The following is a 22,973-nucleotide window of genomic DNA, read 5'->3' as shown; positions in this document are numbered from 1 at the left end:
GCTAAGGTGCTGTCATGTCCCTGACCGACCCCCAACTCGACCGCTACGCGCGCCACATCATCCTGAAGGAGATCGGCGGAACGGGGCAGCAGGCACTGCTTGCGGCGACGGTCGTGGTGATCGGCGCCGGCGGGATCGGATCGCCGGCGATCCAGTATCTCGCCGCAGCGGGGGTCGGACAGCTGCGTGTGATCGACGACGATGTCGTCGACCTCTCCAACCTCCAGCGCCAGACGTTGTTCGGTACCGCCGATATCGGCCGGCCCAAGGCGTCTGTCGCCGCCGAGCGCGTCGCAGCGATGAACCCCGATGTTGCCGTGGAGCCGGTGACGGTGCGGATCGACGCCGGCACCGCCGATTCGCTGCTCGCCGGGGCCGACCTGATCCTGGACGGGTGCGATAATTTCGATACCCGACTCGCCATATCCGATGCGGCAACGCGGCTGCGCATCACGCTGATATCCTCGGCGGTCGGCCAGTTCGACGGACAGCTGGGGGTATGGCGCGGCTGGGAGGCCGGCAAGCCCTGCTATCGATGCCTCGTCGGCGACCAGCCGGGACGGCCCGATGTCAGTTGTGCCGACCAGGGCGTGCTCGGGGCGCTGACCGGCGTGATGGGTAGCCTGGGCGCGATGGAGGCAATCCGCGCGCTCACCGGTTTTGGCGACGATCCGGCCGGGCGGCTGTTGCTGGTCGATGCGCTCGCCTTCCGCTTCCGCACCATCATGGTCCCCAAGGACCCGAAATGCCGATGCGCGGCCTGACGATCCTGGTGGCCACCGCCGAGGCGGAACGGCTCCATGCCGCGTTGACCTATGCCGCCGCGGGCGCGGCCTGCGGCCATGCGGTGCGGGTCCATCTGCACGAAGGCGCCGTCGCGCTACTGCGCCCGCCGCTGACTGCAGCGGCCGATCCGGCCCGCACCGCCGCCGGGCTGCCGACGCTTGGACAGATACTGGACGAAGCGCTCGACCAGGAGGTGGCGATCACGGTCTGCCAGAGCGGCCTGGCGCTCGCGGGGTTGAGCCTTGCTCAGCTCGATCCGCGCGTCGAGGCGCAGGGCGCTGTCGGCATGCTTGCAGCGCTGGGCGAGGACCGGCTGATCACCTTCTAGCGTCGGACAAGGCCAGGCTAGGCGAAACGACCCGGCGCATAACGGCCCGGATCGATATGCTGCACCGGCTGCGGCAGCGGCCGCCTCAGCAGCAGCGCCGCTCCTATCATCGCCGCCGCGGGGGCGGTCTGGATGCCGAATCCGCCCTGCCCCGCAAACCAGAAGAAACCCGGTGCGTGCGCGTCATAGCCATAGATCGGCAGCCGGTCGGGCGCGAAACTGCGCAATCCCGCCCAGGCGCGCTCTCTCCGCACGATGCGCCAGTCGACGACCTGCTCGAGCCGGTCGATCGCGATCGCGATGTCCAGCTCCTCCGGCGCGGCGTCGCAGGCGGCGGTCGGTGTCTCGTCATGCGGCGACAGCCAGATGCGGCCGCCCGCCTCGGGCTTGAAGTAGAATTTTCCTTGGACGTCCATCACCAGCGGCATCGCCGGAGATGCCGGGGGATCGACCTGCAGCTGAACCACGGTGCGGCGATGCGGGGTTATCGGGATCGGCGCCGCACCCGCGAGTGTCGCGACCTCACCCGCCCAGGCGCCGGCTGCATTGACCACCAGCGGCGCCACCACGGCGCCGGCGTCGGTCTCGATCCGCCAGGCTTCGCCATCGCGGATGACCGCCCTCACCCGCGCATCGACGAGCAGGACCGCTCCGGCCCGCTTGGCGCGGCCGAGATAATGGGCATGGAGGCCGGCCACATCGATATCGCGGCAGCTCGGTTCGGCCACCCCGCCCCCTTCGCCGGAGCGCAAGCCAGGTATCAGCGCCGCCACGCCCTTGGCGTCGAGCCGCTCGAACCGGACAACCTCGCCATGGTCATGCAACAGCGCGGTCAGCGCCGCCTCGCCGGTGCGGCCGACGAGATGGACGGCGCCGCGATCATGGAGAAAGCCATTGTCGTCGAGATAGGCATGAGACGCGGTGGTCAGCGGCTGAATATCCGGGCCGCCATAGCTTTCGGACCAGAATGCCGCCGAGCGTCCCGTGCTGTGATAGCCGGGCTGCGGCTCGGCTTCGATCAGGATCACACGCGCCGCATCGCCGATCTCTGCGGCCAGGCTCGCGCCTGCCATGCCGGCGCCGATGATCGCGATATCAGCCGGGATGTTCGCTATATTCATGCAAGGCGTTTAGGTTTTGGTAAGGCGTCGCGTCTAGCCTCCTTAACCATGACTGTTCAACTTCCCGATATCTTCGGTATCCTGCTGGCCGTCCTGCTGCTGATGGCGGCGTGGAGCGATATCAAGACGCGCACAATCTCCAACGAGCTGAATGCGACGATCGCCTTGATGGCGATCGCCTTCTGGTGGGTGGCAGGCGAGGCGCTGTGGCCCGATGTCGCGATCCGGATCGGTGTCGCTCTCGGCCTGTTCGCGCTGTGCGCGCTGCTGTTCATGCTGAGGATGATGGGCGGTGGCGATGTGAAGATGATCGGCGCGCTGGCCCTGTGGCTCTCCTTCGATGCGCTGATCGCGATGCTTGCGGTCATGGCGCTTGCGGGCGGGGTCATCACCCTGGCCCTGCTCATCCGCCAACGCTGGCGGCCGAACCTCCCCCGCCCCGAGATCCCCTATGGCGTGGCCATCGCGATCGGCGGGCTGTGGGTGATCGCGAACGGCTTGTTAACCATATCCGGGGCATAGCGGTACGACAGGTCCGGATCGGACCTCATATTTTAACGCCCCTGTTGGGCGAAGATTGGGTCTGAACCGATGGATGCCAGGAAGTTGCTTCTGTTGATCATGGCGCTGGTAATGGCGGGGATTTCCGCCGTGGTCGTGCGCGGTATGTTCGGAGGCAAGAGCGAGGCAGAAGCTGCGCCGATGATGGCCGCCCCGCAGCCGAGCGGCCCGGAGGTCGCGGTCGCGGTCCGCCCGCTCCCCGTCGGCACGATCATCGGCCCCGAAAGCTTCCGCTACCAGCGCTGGCCCGCCGAACTCGTCAACAAGACCTATTATATCAAGGGCGAGAGCGACCTTGCCGCGCTGAACGGCTCGGTGGTCCGCTATGCGGTCACGGCCGGTGCGCCGGTCACCCAGGGCGCGCTGGTCAAGCCCGGCGATCGAGGCTTCCTGGCGGCCGCCCTCGGCCCCGGCATGCGCGCCGTCACGATCTCGGTTTCGGCACAGTCGGGCGTGGCCGGTTTCGTCTTCCCAGGGGACCGCGTCGACCTGATGCTCACCCAGGAAGTGCCGGGCGGCGGCGACGGTCCTCCGCTCAAGGCCGCCGAAACCATCATCCGCAACATCCGCGTGCTCGCCGCCGACCAGCGCACCGACAAGACCGTCGACGAACAGGGCAAGACCGTCGTCGCCAATACCTCCAGCGTCACGCTCGAGGCGACGCCCAAGATCGCAGAGAAGATCGCGGTGGCGCAGACCATCGGCCAGCTTTCGCTGTCGCTCCGCTCGATCGCCGACGACAAGGCCGAGCTCGAGGAGCGGATCGCCCGCGGCGAGGTCACGTTGCCCGCCGACGCCGATCCCAAGGTGGAGCGCCAGATGCTGCTCGAAATAGCCTCGCGCCCGATCGACACCGACACCACCTACACGGTCGGCGCCGACGTATCGCGCTACCAGCGCTCGAGCGTGCCCGCCAAGCCCGGCGGCAGCGCCTCGAGCTCACCCGTTTCCAACACGGCCGCACCGACCGGTCCCGTCGTTCGCGTGGCGCGCGGCAACAATGTCACCGCCAGCACCGTGGGAGCCAAGTGAAGATGCGCAGGCTTATCCACCACACATTCGGCACCGCCCTGATGGCAGCGGTCGCGCTGGCACCGATCGCGACGGCAACAGCCGCCATATCGAGCGGCGGCAGCGGCGTCCGAACCGCGACGATCGGCAAGCCGGCGGAGACGACGACGCTGTCGATCGGTTCGGGGCAGATGGTTGCCCTGCCCAGCGCGATGAGCGACCTGTTCGTGGCGGACGACAAGATCGCCGACGTCCAGGTGCGCTCGTCGACCCAACTCTACATCTTCGGCAAGGGACCGGGCGAGACTGCTGTCTACGCCACCGACAAGGCCGGCAAGGTGATCTGGTCGTCGATCGTCCGGGTCGGCAGCAACATCACCAGCGTCGATACGATGCTCAAGCTGGCCATGCCCGAGGCAGCGATCACCGCAACGACTATGAACGGCATCGTCCTGCTGACCGGTGCGGTCGCCGCTCCGAGCGATGTCGAAGAAGCGCAGAAGCTGGTCGAGCAGTTCGTCGGCAAGGATATCCAGGTGGTCAACCGGCTGAAGTCGGCGGTGCCGCTGCAGGTCAGCCTCCACGTCAAGATCGCGGAGGTCAGCCGGCAGTTCGCCAAGAATATAGGCGTAAACCTGCTGAGCCGCGACACCACCGGTGGCTTCCTGTTCGGCATAGGCCAGGGAAATCCCGGCACGGTAAAGCCCTTTGTCGACCCCAACACCGGAACCACATTCCTAGGGTCATCCCAATATACGTTCAACAACGCCACAACGGGCACCACCCTGGGCCTTGCTGGACATCTCCTGGGTCTGGACCTGCTCGCAACGCTTGACCTGGCCGAGAATGACGGCCTCGTTACGACTTTGGCAGAGCCCAACCTGACCGCGATCTCGGGCGAGACCGCAAGCTTCCTGGCGGGCGGCGAAATACCCATTCCCATCGCGCAGGGCCTCGGCGCCGTGTCCGTGGAGTTCAAGCAATATGGCGTGAGCCTGTCGTTCACACCGACCGTGCTGGCCGACGGCAGGATTTCGATGCGGGTGCGGCCAGAGGTTTCCCAATTGACGGACGCGGGTTCGGTCCGCCTGAACGGCTACACCATCCCCGGCATCTCCACCCGCCGCGCGGAAACGACAGTGGAACTCGGATCGGGCCAATCCTTCATGATCGGCGGCCTGATGTCGAACGGACAGAATAGTTCGCTCGACAAGGCGCCGTTCCTGGGCGACCTCCCGGTGCTCGGCGCGCTATTCCGCTCGAATGGGTTCAAGCGCAACGAGACCGAACTCATGATCGTCGTGACACCCTATCTGGTTCGCCCGGTATCACAGAACCAGGTCGCGCTGCCGACTGCCGGCTTCCGTGCGGCGACCGATGGCGAGCGGATCATCGCGGGGCAGAGCTTCATGGGCAAATCAGGCGAGAAGAGTCCGATCCCGATCCCTGCGCCGCCCCGGACGGTTCTGCCCGGAGATCGGGCCTCCAAGACCGATCGCTCGTCCCAATCGAAACCCGCGTCGATACCCGACGCCGGCTTCTCGCTGAATTGATGAGAGGTTGATCATGAGACTCCGGATCGCTTCTCTCCCACTCGCAATCATCGCCGCAGCCCTGCCCGGCGGGGCGGTCCATGCGGACCGCTTCAATCGTGGCGTCGACTCGGTCCACCAGCCGGTGGTCCAGCGCAGCGACTATGTCATGGATGTTCCCGGCAACGGCCTCGACCCGGCTGAAGCTTCGCGCATCGCGCAATGGTTCGACGCGATCAGGGTTGGCTATGGGGATCGCATCAGCATCGACACGAGCGTCGGCACAGCGGCGTCGAACAGCGACATCGCCGCCATCGCCGGTCGCTACGGCCTGTTCGTCAGCGACGGCGCGCCGGCGACGGAGGGCGCGATCGTGCCCGGCAATGTCCGCATCATCGTCAGCCGATCGACGGCCAGCGTTCCGAACTGCCCCGATTACAGCCAGCCGTCGCAGCCCAACTTCACCGCCGCCGCCTCGTCAAACTATGGCTGCGCAATGAACTCCACGCTGGCGGCGATGGTCGCCAACCCGGAGGATCTGGTGCGCGGCCAGGAAGCGCGGGGATCGACCGCCGAGACCGCCGCCAAGGCGATCCGGATATGGCGCAACGCCGAACCGACGGCGACCAAGGGGCTGAAGATCGAATCGGTGAAGGGCGACAACTGATGAACGCGCCTTTCAACGCCCATCCCAAGCAGCAGACCCGCAACCCCTTCGCGGCCTATGTCTGCGACGATATCAGCGCGGAACTGCTCAAGCCGCTCGTCTTCGAACTCGGCTGGGCGCCCGAATCCGTCGGCAAGGGCGGCCTGCGTGCGGCGATCCAGTCGCTGTCGGTATCGGCGAGTCCCACCATATTGTTCGTCGATCTCGCCGACTCGGTCGATCCGCTGAGCGACGTCAACGCGCTTGCGGAGGTCTGCGAGCCAGGCACGATCGTGATCGCGGCCGGCTCCACCAACGACGTCAGGCTGTACCGCGAGCTGCTCAACAGCGGCATCCAGGATTACCTGCTCAAGCCCTTTACCGCCGATCAGATCCGCGATTCGCTGGCCCAGGCCCAGATGATGCTGATGGGCCCGCGTCACGGCATGGCGGCCGAAGACAAGATCCACCTGATGACCGCGGTCATCGGCGTTCGTGGCGGCGTCGGCGCCTCCACCGTCGCGACCTCGATCGCCTGGCTGATGGGCGAAGATGGCGGTCACGGCACCGCGCTTCTCGACCTCGACGTGCATTTCGGGACCGGCGCGCTATCGCTCGACCTGGAACCGGGCCGCGGCCTTACCGACGCGATCGACAACCCGACCCGCATCGACGGGCTGTTCCTCGAGCGCGCCTTGGTGAAAGCGAATGACAAGCTTTCGGTGCTGTCGTCCGAGGCCCCGATCAACAATCCCATCAACACCGACGGCGGAGCCTATTTCCAGCTGCAGGAGGAGATGAAGGGCGCATTCGAATGCACCGTCGTCGACGTTCCGCGCGGCATGATGGTGCAGCACCCCCACCTGTTCCACGATGTGCAGTCGGTGGTGCTGGTGGTGGACCTCACCCTCGCCGCGACACGCGACACGATCCGCATCCTCGCATGGCTGAAGAACAACGCTCCGCAGGCCGGCGTTCTGGTGGTCGCCAATCGCGTCCACCCGAGCCTGACCGAGATCAGCCGCAAGGACTTCGAGAATTCGATCGAGCGCGAGATCGATTTCGTGCTGCCGTTCGACCACAAACAGGCGGTGAACGCCGCCAAGCTGGGCAAGCCGCTCGCCGAAGCGGCCAAGACCGCCAAGATCGGCCAGGGGCTGGCAAAGATCTCGCAAAAGCTGCTGGAGCTGTTGAACGACGATTTCACCGCCGACGGTAAGAAGGCGAAACCGTCATTGCTCGACGAGCTGGCCGCCATCTTCAAGCCCAAGTCCAAGATCGCCAAGAAATGATCGGGCGGGTGATCGCGATCCCATGATCACGGCGCTGTTCATGATGGTCATGGCGGTGGTCATGACCATGTTCTTCTTCGTGGTCGCCCGGCCGCCGGCGCAGCGTGCGCTGGTTCGGCGGCTATCGGGCGTGCGGGGTCGCTATAACGTCAGCGGTGAGCCTGTGGTCAACGAGCAGGTCCGCAAATTGCTGGCCAGCCGCGCAGCGATGGCGCGCAAGGAAAATACCCTTCTCGACCGCTTCCTGCCCGATCCGCTCGACATCCAACGCAAGATCCAGGCTGCCGGCAAGAAGTGGACGGTGAAGCAATATTTCATCGGCAGCGCGGTAACCGGCCTGATCCCGTTCCTCGGGCTCGGCATCGCCGGCCTGCCGGTGTGGATGGCGTTGATCGCAGGGACCGGCGCAGGGCTGGCTTTGCCCAAATTCTGGCTTAACATGCTCGGCAAGCGCCGCCTCGCCCAGTTCGTCGCCCGCTTCCCCGACGCGATCGAACTGCTCGTGCGCGGCCTGCGCGCCGGCCTGCCGATCGCGGAGACGATGGGTGCCGTCGCGACCGAGATCGACGGACCGGTGGGCAGCGAATTCCAGGCGGTCTGTGATCGCATAAAGATCGGCCGCACGCTCGAGGCGGCGCTGCAGGAGACCGCCGACCGGATGGGTACGTCGGAGTTCCAGTTCTTCGTGATCACCCTTGCCATCCAGCGCGAGACCGGCGGCAATCTTGCCGAGACGCTGTCGAACCTGTCCGAAGTGCTGCGCAAGCGTATGCAGATGAAGCTCAAGATCGCCGCTATGTCGTCGGAATCCAAGGCATCCGCCTACATCATCGGGGTACTGCCGTTCATGGTCTTCGGCCTGATCAGCGTCATCAGTCCCAACTATATGGGCGCCTTCTTCCATGACCAGCGGCTGATCATCGCCGGAATGGGCGGCATGGTGTGGATGTCGATCGGTGCGTACATCATGCGCCAGATGATCAATTTCGAGATCTGAGGCGGCGATGGACCACGCAGTCACCCCGCATTTCTTCAGCACGCTGATCTCGATTGGAATCGCGCTGACCACCGCGATCATCATTCTGATCGTCGGCCACGGGCTGGTGAAGTCGGTCGCACGCGATCCCATGTCGCGCCGGGTGCGCGCACTCAACGATCGGCGCGAGCAGCTCAAGGCCGGCGTTGCCGCCTCCAAGACGCGCCGCCGCGCCAACATGGAGAAGAAGACCAGCCTCTCCATCAATCGGATGAAGTCGATCCTCGGCAGCATGAAGATGCTGCAGGATTCGCAGCTCAAGACGGCGTCGCTCAATCTGTCCCGCGCCGGCATCCGCACCAAGGACGCCGCGATCACGGTGATCTTCTTCCGCCTGGTTGCGCCGATCCTGGTCGGCGGCACCGCCGCGATCGGCGTCTACCTGCTCCACTGGTTCCCCGACGCCAGCGCGTTCAAGAAATACATGATCGTCGCTGGCACGCTGCTCGCCAGCTACAAGGCGCCCGACATCTATGTGAAGAATCTGGTCACCAAGCGCCAGCACGCGATCCGCAAGGCCCTGCCCGACGCGCTAGATCTGCTGGTGATCTGCGCCGAGGCCGGCCTGTCGGTCGATCTCGCCTTCAACCGGGTCGCACGCGAGCTGGCCAAGGCCTATCCGGAACTCGGCGACGAGTTCGCGTTGACCGCCATCGAACTCGGCTTCCTGACCGACCGCCGCCAAGCCTTCGAGAATCTCGCCCAGCGGGTCAATCTCGACTCCATCCGCGGCGTCGTCACGACGTTGATCCAGACCGAGAAATACGGAACGCCACTGGCTGCGGCGCTCCGCGTGCTTTCCGCCGAATTTCGCCACCAACGCATGATGCGCGCCGAGGAAAAGGCCGCGCGGCTGCCGGCGATCATGACGGTGCCGCTGATCCTGTTCATCCTTCCGGTGCTGTTCATCGTGATCCTCGGCCCCGCAGCCTGCTCGATCAAGGACAATGTGATGCATTGAGCGGCGGCCATTGCAAAGCAATGGCCGGAACGTCCTTCCTCCGGAACGGTTTAGCCTCGCATCAGATTGGGAGGCTTTCATGCCGGCTTTTACCACTAACCAATGGGTCATCCTTGGCCTCGTCCTGATCCTCGGCTGGTTCCTGGGGCTGCTGACGACGGCAGGCCGACGCAAATGGCGGAGAGCGTTCGAGCAGGAGCGTGTGGAACGCATCGCTGCGGATGCGGAGGTCGATAGGCTCCGCGCGCGGCTGACGGCGCTGGAAGGCGAACGCGACCGGCGGGCAGCGCTCGAGCGGGAGCGCGACGACCATATCGCGCGCGCGACCGCCAGCAACCAGCGCATCGTCGAACTCGAGAAACGTCGCCAGCCGGTTAATCAGGGTATGGCCGGCGACGGCAGCGCCGCCGCCGGCCCGCGCGACGATCTTTCGCGGATCTTCGGCGTCGGGCGCAGCGGAGAGGCCAAGCTCAACGAATTCGGCATCCACCGCTATGCCGATATCGTCACGCTGTCGCTGTCCGACGAGGCCGCACTCGAAGCGAAAATGGGCCTCGCGCCGGGCACCATCGCCGAAGAGCGCTGGCGGGATCAGGCCGAGATGCTCCGCAAAGGCAAGTTCGACGAGCATGCCAGGATGTTCGCCTAGCCGGGACGCCGAACGGCCTCTCCGTCGGCCGGCCACTGCCGATGCGCGTCACCTGAGCAGCGCGGGCCTCTGCCGATAGGTGCCCCAGCGCCAGATCCACTCGACTGGCCCGTAGCGCAGCAGCTTGAACCAGAGCGTCGCGAACGATGCTTCAACCAGCAGAATGGCTAGCGCGACGAGCCACAGCTGCGGCCAGGACAAACTATTCCACAGCCCGAGGCCGAAGCCGGAGAAGACGAACGCGGCGATCAGGCTCTGGCCGAGATAGAGGGTGAGTGCCATCCGCCCCATGTCGGCGAAACAGGTCATGATGCGGGGCGCGATACCCCTGCGCCAGAGCAGCAGGAACAGGCCGACATGACCGAGCGTCATGGCCAGCCGGCCCGGCTGGTCGATCAGCGCGCTGAGCAGGGTCGGTCCACCGTCATGGCTCCAGATCAGGACGATGTGGGTCAGCCGCAAGGCCAGGCCCGTGCCATAGCCGAACGCGACCATCCGGATCGGCAGGCGGCGATCAGTTCCGGGCTCGAACAGCCGCTCGCGGTACAGACCCATGCCGATCAGCATGAAGGCGGCTGCGTCGCCCACCCAGCGATAGGTCAGCGCGTTCATCGTCCAGTTCCAGCTGACATAGCTCATATAGTCGAATGCCTGCCAATAACCGCCAAGCCGCGCCGCAGCTTCACGATCCAGCATTGCTGGAGAGTAGATCGTTGCAAGCGGCGATATCCCACGCGCCTCATGGGCCGCCCATGCTGAAATCAGCATCAGGATGACCCCGGCAGCCGCGAACAGCTGTGCGGGCTTGAGCCGGTGCAGGATCAACACGACGGTACCGGCGAGCGCATAGACGACCAGGATGTCGCCCGGCCAAAGCAAAAGCGTGCTGTCGACGATCCCGAACAGCAGCAGCAGCACGAGCCGGCGCAGATAGAGGCGCGAGCGATCGGCGCTCGGATCATCGCCGACGAAGATCAGCAGCCCGACGCCGAACAGCATGGAGAACAGCCCGCGCATCGTGCCGGTGATGAACAGCTGGGCGATCGCCCACACCTGCCAGTCGGGATCGCCGAGGGTCGGCACGGTGAGCGGCCGGTCCATCGCGATCGGGCCGCCCATGTCGAAGATGTTGACCAGCAATATCCCGCACAAGGCGATACCGCGCAGCGCGTCGATCGAGCCGATGCGCGCGGCCGGATCGACCGGATGCGCGGCAGTCATGGCGCGCGGGCCCCGCTGACTTCTTCGTCATCCCGGCGGAGGCCATGATCTCGGGAGGCAAGGATGCGCCTCAGCCTCATGAGACCCTGGCGCCCGCCCGAATGACGGAATATGTCAGCGATCCAGCCTCAGCCCCTCGCCTTCAGCGCCGCCTGCGCCGCCGCCAGCCGGGCGATTGGCACGCGGTAGGGCGAAGCCGAGACATAATCGAGGCCGGTCGTCTCGCAGAAGGCGATCGAGGCCGGATCGCCGCCATGCTCGCCGCAGATGCCCAGCTTGATCCCTGGCCGCGTCTTGCGGCCACGCTCGGCCGCCAGCTCGATCAGCTCGCCGACGCCTTCGATGTCGAGGCTGACGAACGGGTCCTTCGCGTAGATGCCCTTGTCGACATAGGTGGTCAGGAAGCGGCCGGCATCATCGCGGCTGACGCCCAGCGTAGTCTGGGTCAGGTCGTTGGTGCCGAAGGAGAAGAACTCTCCGACCTCGGCGATCTCGCCCGCCTTGAGCGCAGCGCGCGGCAGTTCGATCATCGTACCGACCAGATATTCGAGGGTGCGGCCCTTCTCGGCGAACACCGCCTTGGCAGCCTTGTCGATCACCACCTTCATCAGCTCGAGCTCGCGGCGCGTGCCGACCAGCGGGACCATCACCTCGGGGATCGGTGCCTTGCCGCTCTTCTCGGCAACATCGCAGGCGGCCTCGAAGATCGCGCGCGCCTGCATCTCGTAGATTTCGGGATAGGTGACGCCGAGCCGGCAGCCGCGATGGCCCAGCATCGGGTTGAACTCGTGCAACTCGGCCGCGCGGCGGCGGAGCGCCTCGACGCCAATGCCGGTCGCCAACGCGACTTCGGCGAACTCCTCCTCCTCATGGGGCAGGAACTCATGCAACGGCGGATCGAGCAGGCGGATCGTCACCGGCAGGCCGGCCATGATCTCGAAGATCTCGGTGAAGTCGGCACGCTGTTCGGGCAGCAGCTTGTCCAGCGCGACGCGCCGGCCCTTCTCGTCCTCGGCAAGGATCATCTGGCGGACGGCGGTGATCCGCCCCGCATCGAAGAACATGTGCTCGGTACGGCACAGCCCGACCCCCTCGGCACCGAAGATACGCGCCGTCTTGCAATCCAGCGGAGTCTCGGCATTGGCGCGAACCTTCAGGCGGCGGACCTTGTCGGCCCATTCCATCAGGGTGCCGAAATCGCCGGCCAGCTCGGGCTGCACGGTGGGAACCGCGCCGATCATCACTTCTCCGGTCGCGCCGTCGATGGTGATGATGTCGCCCTCACGGACTTCGCGGCCTGCGACGCGGAATATCTTCGCCTTGGCGTCGATGGCGAGATTGCCGACGCCCGAGACGCAGGGACGGCCCATGCCGCGCGCGACCACCGCCGCGTGGCTGGTCATCCCGCCGCGGGCCGTCAGAATGCCGCGCGCCGCGTGCATGCCGTGAATGTCTTCCGGCGAGGTTTCGGTACGAACCAGGATGACGTGGTCGCCCAGCTCGGCGCGCTCTGCCGCGGTTTCCGCGTCGAACACCACCATGCCGGATGCAGCACCCGGCGAGGCGGGGAGGCCCTTGGCGATCACGTCGCGATGCGCCTTGGGATCAAGCGTCGGATGGAGCAGCTGGTCGAGCGCCGCAGGATCGACGCGGGCCACCGCCTCCTCCTGGGTGATCAGCCCCTCATTGGCCATGTCAACGGCGATCTTCAGCGCCGCCTTGGCGGTGCGCTTGCCGGCGCGGGTCTGCAGCATCCACAGCTTGCCCTGCTGCACCGTGAACTCGATGTCCTGCATGTCGCGATAATGCGTCTCGAGCAGGTCGAACACCTTGGCGAGCTGGCCATAGACCTCGGGCAGCGCTTCTTCCATCGAGGCGGGCTTGGCGCCCGCCTGCTCGCGCGCTTCCTTCGTCAGATATTGCGGCGTGCGGATGCCGGCGACGACATCCTCGCCCTGCGCGTTGATCAGGAACTCGCCATAATAAGCGCGGTCGCCCTTGGCCGGATCGCGGGTGAAGGCGACCCCGGTGGCCGAGGTATCGCCCATATTGCCGAACACCATCGCCTGGACGTTGACCGCGGTGCCCCATTCGGCGGGGATATCGTTGAGCCGGCGATAGACCTTGGCCCGCTCCGACTGCCACGAACCGAACACCGCGCCGATCGCGCCCCACAGTTGCTCGTGGACGTCCTGCGGGAACGGCTTGTCCCACAGCTCGACGACGAGTTCCTGGTAGCGCTTGACCAGCGCCTGCCAGTCCTCAGCCCGCATCTCGGTGTCGAGATGATAGCCCTTGTCCTCCTTGGCGATCTCGAGCGCTTCCTCGAAGGCGCTGTGATCCAACTCCAGGACGACATCCGAATACATCTGGATGAAGCGGCGATAGCTGTCCCAGGCGAAGCGGGCATCGCCCGAATTCGCGGCAAGGCCGACGACGGTCTCGTCGTTGAGGCCAAGGTTGAGGACCGTGTCCATCATGCCGGGCATCGAGGCGCGCGCGCCCGAGCGGACCGAGACGAGCAGCGGATCGGCGGCGACGCCGAACTTCTTGTTGGTGATCGCCTCGATATGCGCGATCCCCATCGCCACCTCGGCCTTCAGGCTTTCGGGGAAGATCTGCCCTTCGTCATAATAGGTCTGGCACATCTCGGTCGAGATGGTGAAGCCGGGCGGAACCGGCAGGCCGATCGCGGCCATTTCCGCCAGATTGGCGCCCTTGCCGCCCAGAAGATTCTTGTCGCCTTTGCCCCCATCGGAGACGCCACCCCCGAAACGATACACAAACTGCGTCTTCATAAGCCGTCACTCTTCCCTATCACGACCCGCCCCTTATCGGGGGCGCGGCAATCGAATCAGCCTTCTATTTTCGAGAAGTCAGCGACGTTGTGCACCGCAGCACGGATTTTTTCAAGCAGCGCGAGGCGGGTCGTTCGTTTCACCGGGTCGGCATCGTTGACCGTGACCTTGTCGAAAAAGGCATCGATCGGCCCGCGCAGAGAGGCGAGCGCGGACATGGCGCCGGCGAAATCTTCTGCCGCGATGGCGGAGGTCGCACTGCTTTCGGCGGTGTCGAGCGCCGCTTTGAGCGCGGCTTCGGCAGGTTCGGGATCATAGCCCCACGGCGTCATGCCGGCAGAGGCCGGCATCTCGGGAGAAGGCGCAGCGCCCTCGCGTCCCGAGACCCCGGCCTCCGCCGGGGTGACGGAAGAGGTGGGCGCTTCCTTCTTCAGGATATTGGCGGCGCGCTTGTAGCCGGCGAGCAGGTTCGCCCCATCCTCGGTCTCGACGAACGCCTGCAACGCCTTCACCCGCGCGAGCAGGCGGACGAGATCGTCCTCACCGCCGAGCGCGAACACCGCGTCGATCAGGTCGTGGCGGACCCCGGCCTCGCGCTGCTGGACCTTGAGGCGGTCGATCTCAAAGGCGAAAAGCTCTTCGGCCACTCGGCAGATTTGCCATTCACGTGGTGACAAACCGCCAATGTCCAAATTGTTCTGAGCTATAGCTGTGGCCGCCATGCCCTCCATGTAACTATGTACGGTCGATATGTTGGATGCCATCGACGCGGCTACCTGGAACATCTTGATCTGAGAACCGCGCAGCTCATTGAGCTCAATGAGCTGCAGCAATCCCAATATTGCACGGCGGAGCGCAAATGGGTCTTTGGAGCCGGTCGGCCGCTCATTTATAGCGAAGAAGCAACCTAGACTATCCAGTTTATCCGCCAGACTTACCGCCACGGTCACCGGCGCGGTGGGCACCTCATCCCCCTGCCCGACCGGCTTGTAATGGTCGCGGATAGCATCGGCGACAGCGTCTGGCAGCCCCTCAGCCCGCGCATAATAGCCGCCGATCACGCCCTGCAGCTCGGGGAACTCGCCGACCATGCCGGTAACGAGATCCGCCTTGGCCAACCGCGCGGCCTGTTCGGCCATGTCAGCCAGCGCCTCGCGCGTCATGCCGGCGGAGGCCGGCATCTCGGGAGATGAAGCACCGTCCTCGCCGCCCGAGACCCCGGCCTTCGCCGGGGTGACGATATCGGATTCGATCAGCCACCGCGCCAGCCTCGCCACGCGATCGACCTTGTCGGCCACCGTCCCGAGCTTCTCATGAAATACGATCTGGTCGAGCTTGTTCGCCTGCTCGGCGAGAGGAATCTTGAGATCCTGCTCCCAGAAGAATTTCGCGTCGGACAGCCGCGCCGCCAGCACCTTGCCATTGCCGGCGATAATACCGACGCCGCCGTCCCGGGCGGTGATATTGGCGGTGCAGATGAACGCCGGGGCGAGCTTGCCCGTCGCATCGTTGAGCACGAAATATTTCTGGTTGGTGCGCAGCGTCAGCTGGATCACCTCGCGCGGTACCTCCAGGAAGCTCGGATCGAAATGGCCGAGCAGCGGCACCGGCCATTCGGTGAGCCCGGCATTTTCGGCGACCAGCCCTTCGTCTGGGACCACCGTCAGCCCGGCCTCGGCGGCCAGTTCGGCGGCGCGCGCGCGGATGATGTCGCGGCGCTCGGCCGGATCGACGATGACATGGCAGGCGCGCAGCTTGGCGGCATAATCGTCGGCATTGCCGATCGTGATCGCGCCGGGATGGTGGAAGCGATGGCCGACCGTGGCGGCGCCGCTGACGATCCCGTCCACCTCGATCGGCACGACATCGTCGCCGAGCAGCGCGACGATCCCCTGCAGCGGACGCACCCAGCGCAGCGCGGTGGTGGATTGCGAGGCGGCGCCCCAACGCATCGACTTCGGCCAGGGGAAACCGCGGATGATCGCCGGGACTGCTTCGGCCAGCACATCGGCGGTGGCACGGCCGGGCTTATCGATGATCGCGAACAGGATGCCGTCGCGCTCGACGAGCTGCTCGCGGGCGAGGCCAGTCTTGCGCAGGAAGCCTTCGAGCGCCTGCGGCGGCGCCGATGCCTTCGGACCCTTGATCTCCTCCGCGACCGCGGCGGTCTCCACCGGCAAGCCCCGCGCAATCAGCGCGAGGCGGCGCGGCGTGACATAGCTGGTCAGCTTCTCCGGCTTGAGTCCGGCCTTGGCAAGTTCCTCACCAAACAGACGCGCGAGATCGGCAGAGGCCTTCTCCTGCATCCGAGCGGGGATTTCCTCGGAGAGAAGTTCGAGCAGGAAATCGCTCATCGGATTCCCTCCCGATCCGTCATCCCAGTGGAAGCTGGGATCTCACTGCCTGTGACGGTGACGGAGGAAAGGGAGATCCCAGCTTTCACTGGGATGACGAGGTCTTGGGCCATCGTCACGCCTCCCACCCATTATGCTGCATCCACGCGGCGCAGGCACCCTTCGCCAGCTCGCGGACCCGGCCGATATAGGCCTGGCGTTCGGCGACCGAGATCACGCCCCGCGCCTGCAATGTATTGAAGATATGGCTCGCCTTGATCGCCTGGTCATAGGCGGGCAGCGGCAACGGCCGGCTCTCACCGTCGACTTGGCGATCGAGCAGCGCCCGGCATTCGTCGGCCGCCTGGGTGAACTGCTTGAACAACAGCTCGGTGTTCGCCGCCTCGAAATTATAGGCGCTGAACTGGCGCTCATTTTCGAGGAAGACATCGCCATAGCTGACGCCCTCATCGTTGAAGGCAAGGTCATAGACCCGGTCGACGCCCTGAATATACATCGCGAGCCGTTCAAGCCCGTAGGTCAGCTCGCCCGCGACCGGCTTGCAGTCGAACCCGCCGACCTGCTGGAAATAGGTGAACTGGGTCACCTCCATGCCGTCGCACCACACTTCCCAGCCGAGGCCCCACGCGCCCAGCGTCGGGCTCTCCCAGTCATCCTCGACGAAGCGGATATCATGCGCCAGCGGGTCGATACCGATCCGCTCGAGGCTGCCGAGATACAGCTCCTGCAGATTGGCGGGCGATGGCTTCAGGATCACCTGATATTGATAATAATGGCCCAGCCGGTTCGGGTTCTCGCCATAGCGCCCGTCGGTCGGCCGCCGCGAAGGCTGGACATAGGCCGCCTTCCACGGCTGGGGACCGAGCGCACGCAGCGTGGTGGCAGGATGGAAGGTGCCGGCGCCCATCTCCATGTCATAGGGCTGGAGGATGACGCAGCCCTGATCGCTCCAATAATCATGGAGGGTCAGGATCAGGCGCTGGAACGAGAGCGGCTTGGTCGCCAAGGCAGGTCCTTCTGGGGCGGTATCGATGTTGCGTGCCCTTTGCGGCAGGGGCGACGGCGGGTCAAGAAAGAGCCCGGCCTCATTACCGGTGAAACACCCACTACCACTATCTTGGCAATTGCTGAGAAAGGGGATTCCTTCGGCGGATTTGGGTGATTCATAGGTGGCTGGCATTTCAGGAGGGCCGGCCCTGGACGCGGATTGGACTGGGGATCTCGGGCGCTGGCTGACGCCCTTTCTGGGTGCGCTGGTCACAAGACACGTCGCCGGATGTGCCGGGCGTACGGCTCCGCCATAATGATACACTGGACACTCGTTAAACGCGCCGTATTGAAAGAAAGTTACTGAATTGTCTAAATATCAGCAGATATATAAGCGAATGGAGGCCGTTCAGGATTGCACGCTTAGTATCGCGCCATTAATAGCAGGCAACCCTGCTATTAATGGCGGATGCATACGGAGCCCTAGGATGACCGCAGATCCCTGCCAGTCCGACAGTTTGGCCTACCTTGGGCTGGTGGAAGTCGGTGAGCACATTCGCAAGGGCGCGTTGACGTCGGAACAGGTCACGACAGAAGCGCTGGCGCGCTGTCATCGGTTAGACAGCGCGCTCAACAGTTTTGTCGCGCTGCTTGTTGACGATGCGCTTCAACAGGCTCGATCAGTAGATCGTGAAATTGCCATGGGCCTGTGGCGGGGCCCGCTCCATGGCGTACCGGTCGCGGTCAAGGATTTGCTCGACATGGCGGGACAGCCGACGGCCGCTGGATCGGTGATATTGCGGAATAATGTTGCCGCCTCGGACTCTACCGTGGTGCGCAAGCTCCGCCAGGCTGGCGCCGTTATCCTCGGCAAACTCCACACTACTGAGGCCGCACTGCTCGAGCATCATCCGTCGCTGGCACAACCGCGCAATCCATGGAGCGCAGAGCACTGGCCCGGAGCGTCCTCGAGCGGGCCTGGCGTGGCGACGGCCGCAGGCCTCTGCTACGGCGCCATTGGCACCGATACCGGCGGTTCGATCAGAACGCCAGCCGCAGCCAACGGGGTGAGCGGACTGAAGCCCACATGGGGCCGGGTCAGTCGACATGGTCTCTTCCCACTAGCTCAGAGCCTCGATCACATCGGTCCGATGGCACGCAGCGTTCAGGACGTCGCAGCGATGCTCCAGGTCATAGCCGGGGCTGACAGGCGTGACCCCACGGCGCTTCTGGCACCGCGCGAGGACTATCTCGGCCAAATCGCAAAGCTGGTTGACGGCGTCGTGATCGGCATCGACCAGTCGTTTGCTACATATGGCTTATCTCCAGAGATCAGCCGGACGGTTCATGAATTCTGCGAGGTTATGGAAGATTTGGGAGCGCAAATCAGATCCGTCAGAATGCCGTGGGACGATGAGATCGCAGAGGCCGGATTGACGATCGTGCTGGCTGAACTTGCCCAAACCCATGCTGGGTTATTTCCAGATCACGCCTCGCGATATGGCCCGCAGGCCAGAGCATCGATAGAACTTGGGCAGGGTATTGCCGCCGCCGCCTATATCCGGGCCAGCCAACGCAGGGCCGCCTTTACAGGGGAGATGGGCAGGCTGTTTCAAGAGGTAGACGTCCTGGTTACTCCTGGCCTTGGTATGCCCGTACCTTCGTTGAGCGAGCTTCGGGCTCTTGTCTCTGACGTCGACGCAGTGCGGCGCACGCTGTACCGGTTCACATCCCCGTTCAATCTGGCTGGCGTGCCGACCCTCAGCTTCCCCGGGGGATTTTCGGAAAGTGGCTTGCCGCTGGGTTTGCAACTCGCGGCTGGCAGATTGAACGAGGACCTGCTTTGTCGCGTTGGCTATGCCTATCAGCAGGTGACAGACCATCACCTCCGCCGCCCACGGTGGGCTGAGACGTTGGGCGAAAGGGTAGGCCTTGCGAAGCATACCGCGTACCGCGACCCGGATTGTACGGGTGTCTGATCTGTCAACCAGTGCGCCTACCTCGGCTGTTGCCCCCCCCTCCACGCGCCGCGCAGGTCGACCACGCCGTGAAGAATCCAGTCATTTGAGCGACCGTATCCTCGCCTGCGCATTGCGTTCGTTCTGCGATTACGGCTTTGCCCCAACCACGATCGAAGGGATAGCTTCAGACTGCGGCACGACGCGCCGCAGCGTGCTTCATCGGTTCCCCGACAAGGACACGCTCCTAGTTGCCGTTGCTGAACGCCAGATCCACAAAGCAGTGGCGGAATTACACGCGACTCTACGGTACATGGATCCTGATTCGATGGACGCGCTTCGAGACGCCTGCCGGTTCTTGCTGAGCACCGCGCTGAAGCCTTCGACATCGGCCTTCTATCGGATGGCAATTAACGAGACCCAGCGGATCGAGGCCTTGGCGGCCATGATGGTGTGGTCGTCTGACGAACACGAGCGGGCCTTCCGCCGTCTCATACTTGCCGCACAGAACGCGGGGACATTCCAGCGCCACAGCGCTGCTACACTCGCGACGGCAGTGATCGGGACGTTCATGTCCAATCCGCTGAACCGGCTACTGATGGGCGACCCGCTCATGCGCGATGAGCTCCATGTCGACACCTACTTCAGTCAGGCTTGGTCGGTCTTTCTGGCTGCAGCCTAGGGTCAGGACCGATTGATGCGAGAGGTGTCATCTGGTTCGGGCTCCGCAAGGAGACTGGAATGAGCGACCTGTTTTGACTGACAGAGGAGCAGATGGAGCGCCTGCGGCCGTTCTTTCCAAAGAGCTACGACGCCAATTGGTTCAGGGACGTTCTCTAGGACAAGTGCATCCAGCCTCGTATCCAGGCGCCGATCACGCGACGATCCGGTCAGATACGACAAATGCCGCTACCGTCGCCGCAGCTGCATCGTAATCATGTTCGGTGGTCTCAATCGCGAAACAGCAGGTCTTAGCCGTAGCTCGCCAGGGTGGCGGCTTATGTAAAGTCCCCGCTAAATCATTTCAGGTCATTGCCAAGCACTTTGCCTGCCCGTTCGGATAGAATACATATAACGTCCTTGCGTGACTTCGATTTGAGATCCTCCACGATGTCGACAGTCTCGTTGAGATGAACGACCGGACCATTGCCGATAGCATCAAGGCAGGCCAAGGCAACGTCGCGAGGGTCCGCGCCAGGCGCATCCGGATCATCGACAGGATAGCCCTTCCGTCCAAGCTGGGGCGTCTTGGTCACGCCCAGCATCATCACCGAAACGTCGACGCCCCGGGGCGCAAGCTCGAACCATAGCGCTTCCGCAAGATTCCGCTGGAAGGCCTTTGATGCTGAATAAACCGCGACGTACCCGGTTCCCACCTCGCCGGAACCAGAACCGACCAGCATTATCGCTCCGCGCCGCCGATCGGCCATGAGCCTGCCGAAGTGATGGATCAGCCGGATCTGACTGGTAATGTTGAGCTGCACTAGCCGGAGGTGTGCTTCAACATCCTGCGCGATGAAAGCGCCCAACGCGACACCGGATCCAGCGTTGCAGATCAGCATCCCGATCTCAACGTCGGCGACTGCGGCCGCAATCCGATCGGCCGCTTCCGGTACCGTGACATCAAGCGCCAACTCCCGGACTTCAACGGGTGCTTGATCAATGATACTCCGTTTCAACGCCTCCAACGGCTCGGCCCTGCGGGCGACCAGCAGGAGATTGACGCCGTCCTGCGCCAGCGCCCGGGCCAATTCAGCGCCCACTCCTTCGGAACCCCCAAGGATGACTGCCCAAGGTCCATATTTTTCTTTGTACACGGAGTGCCTTTCGTACTTCGGTGTCTTCCCGACCTCAGCGAGGCGAATAACCGCTAGTATCCCAGTTTGAATTAGCGGTTCAGGCCAGCCGACATGTCGGGCGAAATCGGCATGCGCCTTCAGGGTATCGTCCAGCCCTCCGCGTGGGGGCAGGCAACTGAATTAGGCCGACCTCAAGCCCGGACTTTCGAGCATGCTTCATGGTTGGGATGATGTCCGTGTGGCCGGACAAGATGCGATCGGCGTCGCCCTCATCTCAGGATTTGGGCCTCCGGCAATCTCGGGGCGGTTCACGGCGGCCGGCGGCCAAGCGCGTCCGGGAAATCACGTCGCTTGCAGTTCTGGAATTTGACAGGCCGCATCTATGCCAAGCACATGTGCAGCGCGGCCAAGACCGATCCAACTCGCACAGCAATATGTCAGGTCGACGATCTCAGAGTCGCTAAGGACGGCCTTCAGCTCAGTCCAAAACGCTTCGTCGGCGGAGAGTGATCGCGGTTCGGTGCCCATTTTCTGGGCGAAGCGCACGGCGAGGCGCTCACGAGCGTCGAGCATGGACAGATCGCCCGCCAGGACCGCCTGATAGAAATTCTCGTCGGGTTCATCTCCCGCTTTGTTGATGCTGCCTTCGACGCCCAGTAGCTGGACATCGCGCGCCGAGCGCCAGCTCATACAAATGGTGCAGCCGTTAATCACCGCCGTGGCAATGCGCGCCGCCTCAAATAGCCGCAGCGGCAGGCGGGAGTGCTGATAAGTGGCATGGGAGAACCCCCCTGCCGCGTTCAACAGTTCGGGCAAATACCGGGAACTGAGATCGCCCAGCGGCTGCCCTGGCTTTTGCTCAAAGGCTACACGCATTGATTTCTCCTCTCTCCAAAGCAGGCCCTGCTTCGCCGTCGAGTGCCGCGTCCCAGCCGGGTTCGGCCACGCAAAACATCACTACCGCGGTCCAAGCATATAATCCACCTGCTAGACGGAAGTTACAAACGATGCCGAACTGGCTCCGGTCCAGGGCAACGTCTCGAGATAATCGAGCGTCGCGGCGACGGCGGGGATGTGGCTGCGGGCCAGCGGCGCGAAGGCGCTGATCATTTGCGGCTCAACCGACCAATCCTCGAGCAGCCGGACAAGTCGGCCATCCGCCAACTCGTCGGCAACCAACACTTCCAAAGTACGGGCGATGCCGAGCCCGGCAACGGCAGCGCCACTGATTGCGGTGCCGTCGTTGAAGCGCGCAACGGTCGGCGGGCGCAGCGATCGAACAATGCCGTCCCGAACGAAGTCCCAGCGCTGGCCACCGGGACGCTCGACCGTGGCATAGACGATGCAGGCGTGGCTGGCGATGTCGTCGGGCGACTTTGGGACGCCGCGCCGGGCGAGATAGGCCGGGGACGCGACGGTGACGAATGGCGTGCGGCCGAGCATGCGAATGTCGGCATCCTCGGGGCGAACAGAACCGACACGGACCAGGATGTCGAAGCCTTCAGGACGCAGCACGGCCGGGCGGTCGCCAAGGCTGAGGTCGATCAGAATATCCGGCCAAGCGGCATGCAAGGCCGGAATTGCGGGAAGCAGAAAGCGATGACCGATTGCGGGAGGAGCATCGATCCGCACCGTCCCACGCGGCGCACCTCCGTGGCCACGCACTGCGTCCTCCGCGGCGCGCACGCTGGCGAGGATGTGACGCGTGTGGTCGAGGAAGCGGCGTCCCTCCTCTGTCAAGTCCATCCGCCGCGTCGAGCGTGCTAGCAGTCGCTTGCCGAGCCGCGCCTCGAGCTCGGAGAGATGGGTCGAAACCATCGTCTGCGACATACCCAATGCGGCACCCGCGCGCGACATCGTACCGCGCTCCACGATTTCAACGAAGACTTCCAGCGCACGCATTCGGTCCATATATTGCTCCTGACGAAAAGTC

General features: G+C 64.3%; 20 protein-coding genes and 1 pseudogene. 13 read left to right on the top strand and 8 right to left on the bottom strand.

Features of this window, described 5'->3' with window-relative positions:
* Positions 1-14 precede the first annotated feature (14 nt).
* Together AC1DQK_RS11720 and AC1DQK_RS11715 are read left to right on the top strand one after the other, a co-directional pair.
* Complete coding sequence (locus AC1DQK_RS11720) at positions 15-764, top strand: HesA/MoeB/ThiF family protein (RefSeq protein WP_477870613.1); 750 nt, start codon at positions 15-17, stop codon at positions 762-764.
* Positions 746-1,114 (top strand): DsrE family protein, encoded by a 369-nt coding sequence (locus tag AC1DQK_RS11715; RefSeq protein ID WP_477870611.1) that lies wholly within the window; start codon positions 746-748, stop codon positions 1,112-1,114. The genes AC1DQK_RS11720 and AC1DQK_RS11715 overlap by 19 nt, the downstream gene beginning before the upstream one ends.
* Positions 1,115-1,131: 17 nt before the next feature.
* Here the strand turns inward: AC1DQK_RS11715 and AC1DQK_RS11710 are convergent, their stop codons facing one another.
* Positions 1,132-2,235, bottom strand: a complete 1,104-nt coding sequence (locus AC1DQK_RS11710) for an NAD(P)/FAD-dependent oxidoreductase (protein ID WP_477870609.1) — start codon at positions 2,233-2,235, stop codon at positions 1,132-1,134.
* Positions 2,236-2,283: 48 nt separating this feature from the next.
* Between AC1DQK_RS11710 and AC1DQK_RS11705 the strand changes: the two genes are divergently transcribed.
* From AC1DQK_RS11705 to AC1DQK_RS11670, 8 genes are all read left to right on the top strand, one after another.
* Positions 2,284-2,757 carry an A24 family peptidase gene (locus AC1DQK_RS11705; RefSeq protein WP_477870607.1) on the top strand — a complete coding sequence of 158 codons (474 nt, stop codon included), beginning with the start codon at positions 2,284-2,286 and terminating at the stop codon, positions 2,755-2,757.
* A 69-nt stretch (positions 2,758-2,826) separates the two neighbouring features.
* Positions 2,827-3,828, top strand: coding sequence for a Flp pilus assembly protein CpaB (gene cpaB / locus AC1DQK_RS11700; protein WP_477870605.1), 1,002 nt, complete (start codon positions 2,827-2,829; stop codon positions 3,826-3,828).
* A 2-nt stretch (positions 3,829-3,830) separates the two neighbouring features.
* On the top strand, positions 3,831-5,360 hold the full coding sequence (locus AC1DQK_RS11695; RefSeq protein ID WP_477870603.1) for a type II and III secretion system protein family protein: 1,530 nt from the start codon (positions 3,831-3,833) through the stop codon (positions 5,358-5,360).
* Between the two features lie 13 nt (positions 5,361-5,373).
* Positions 5,374-6,006, top strand: coding sequence for a CpaD family pilus assembly protein (locus tag AC1DQK_RS11690; protein ID WP_477870601.1), 633 nt, complete (start codon positions 5,374-5,376; stop codon positions 6,004-6,006).
* Positions 6,006-7,277, top strand: coding sequence for a CpaE/TadZ family protein (locus AC1DQK_RS11685; RefSeq protein ID WP_477870599.1), 1,272 nt, complete (start codon positions 6,006-6,008; stop codon positions 7,275-7,277). Before AC1DQK_RS11690 ends, AC1DQK_RS11685 begins: the two co-directional genes overlap by 1 nt.
* Before the next feature lie 22 nt (positions 7,278-7,299).
* A complete protein-coding gene (locus AC1DQK_RS11680; protein WP_477870597.1) occupies positions 7,300-8,274 on the top strand; it encodes a type II secretion system F family protein in 975 nt (324 codons plus the stop codon).
* 7 nt (positions 8,275-8,281) lie between these two features.
* A complete protein-coding gene (locus tag AC1DQK_RS11675; RefSeq protein WP_477870595.1) occupies positions 8,282-9,274 on the top strand; it encodes a type II secretion system F family protein in 993 nt (330 codons plus the stop codon).
* 79 nt (positions 9,275-9,353) lie between these two features.
* Positions 9,354-9,923 carry a hypothetical protein gene (locus AC1DQK_RS11670; protein ID WP_477870593.1) on the top strand — a complete coding sequence of 190 codons (570 nt, stop codon included), beginning with the start codon at positions 9,354-9,356 and terminating at the stop codon, positions 9,921-9,923.
* Between the two features lie 48 nt (positions 9,924-9,971).
* Here the strand turns inward: AC1DQK_RS11670 and AC1DQK_RS11665 are convergent, their stop codons facing one another.
* The 4 genes from AC1DQK_RS11665 to AC1DQK_RS11650 form a co-directional block, all read right to left on the bottom strand.
* The gene (locus AC1DQK_RS11665; protein ID WP_477870591.1) at positions 9,972-11,144 is read right to left on the bottom strand and encodes a DUF418 domain-containing protein; all 1,173 of its coding nucleotides are present in this window, start codon (positions 11,142-11,144) and stop codon (positions 9,972-9,974) included.
* A gap of 128 nt (positions 11,145-11,272) precedes the next feature.
* Positions 11,273-13,942 (bottom strand): pyruvate, phosphate dikinase, encoded by a 2,670-nt coding sequence (gene ppdK, locus AC1DQK_RS11660; protein ID WP_477870589.1) that lies wholly within the window; start codon positions 13,940-13,942, stop codon positions 11,273-11,275.
* A 56-nt stretch (positions 13,943-13,998) separates the two neighbouring features.
* Complete coding sequence (gene glyS / locus AC1DQK_RS11655) at positions 13,999-16,296, bottom strand: glycine--tRNA ligase subunit beta (RefSeq protein ID WP_477870587.1); 2,298 nt, start codon at positions 16,294-16,296, stop codon at positions 13,999-14,001.
* Between the two features lie 115 nt (positions 16,297-16,411).
* Complete coding sequence (locus AC1DQK_RS11650) at positions 16,412-17,302, bottom strand: glycine--tRNA ligase subunit alpha (protein ID WP_477870585.1); 891 nt, start codon at positions 17,300-17,302, stop codon at positions 16,412-16,414.
* 469 nt (positions 17,303-17,771) lie between these two features.
* Here AC1DQK_RS11650 and AC1DQK_RS11645 point away from each other — a divergent pair, with 469 nt between their 5' ends.
* The 3 genes and pseudogenes from AC1DQK_RS11645 to AC1DQK_RS11635 form a co-directional block, all read left to right on the top strand.
* Positions 17,772-19,262: an amidase gene (locus AC1DQK_RS11645; protein ID WP_477870583.1), complete on the top strand. Its 1,491-nt coding sequence runs from the start codon at positions 17,772-17,774 to the stop codon at positions 19,260-19,262.
* Between the two features lie 85 nt (positions 19,263-19,347).
* Complete coding sequence (locus AC1DQK_RS11640) at positions 19,348-19,923, top strand: TetR/AcrR family transcriptional regulator (protein ID WP_477870581.1); 576 nt, start codon at positions 19,348-19,350, stop codon at positions 19,921-19,923.
* A gap of 119 nt (positions 19,924-20,042) precedes the next feature.
* A pseudogene (locus AC1DQK_RS11635) lies at positions 20,043-20,193 on the top strand (IS5/IS1182 family transposase); the annotation flags it as partial.
* Between the two features lie 67 nt (positions 20,194-20,260).
* Here AC1DQK_RS11635 and AC1DQK_RS11630 read toward each other — a convergent pair.
* From AC1DQK_RS11630 to AC1DQK_RS11620, 3 genes are all read right to left on the bottom strand, one after another.
* A complete protein-coding gene (locus AC1DQK_RS11630) occupies positions 20,261-21,058 on the bottom strand; it encodes an SDR family NAD(P)-dependent oxidoreductase (protein WP_477870579.1) in 798 nt (265 codons plus the stop codon).
* A 324-nt stretch (positions 21,059-21,382) separates the two neighbouring features.
* Positions 21,383-21,916 carry a carboxymuconolactone decarboxylase family protein gene (locus AC1DQK_RS11625; protein WP_477870577.1) on the bottom strand — a complete coding sequence of 178 codons (534 nt, stop codon included), beginning with the start codon at positions 21,914-21,916 and terminating at the stop codon, positions 21,383-21,385.
* Between the two features lie 111 nt (positions 21,917-22,027).
* On the bottom strand, positions 22,028-22,951 hold the full coding sequence (locus AC1DQK_RS11620) for a LysR family transcriptional regulator (RefSeq protein WP_477870575.1): 924 nt from the start codon (positions 22,949-22,951) through the stop codon (positions 22,028-22,030).
* Positions 22,952-22,973 lie beyond the last annotated feature (22 nt).

The organism is Rhizorhabdus sp. P4_G5, from assembly GCF_056401065.1.
This window is presented reverse-complemented; position numbering and strand designations above follow the sequence as displayed.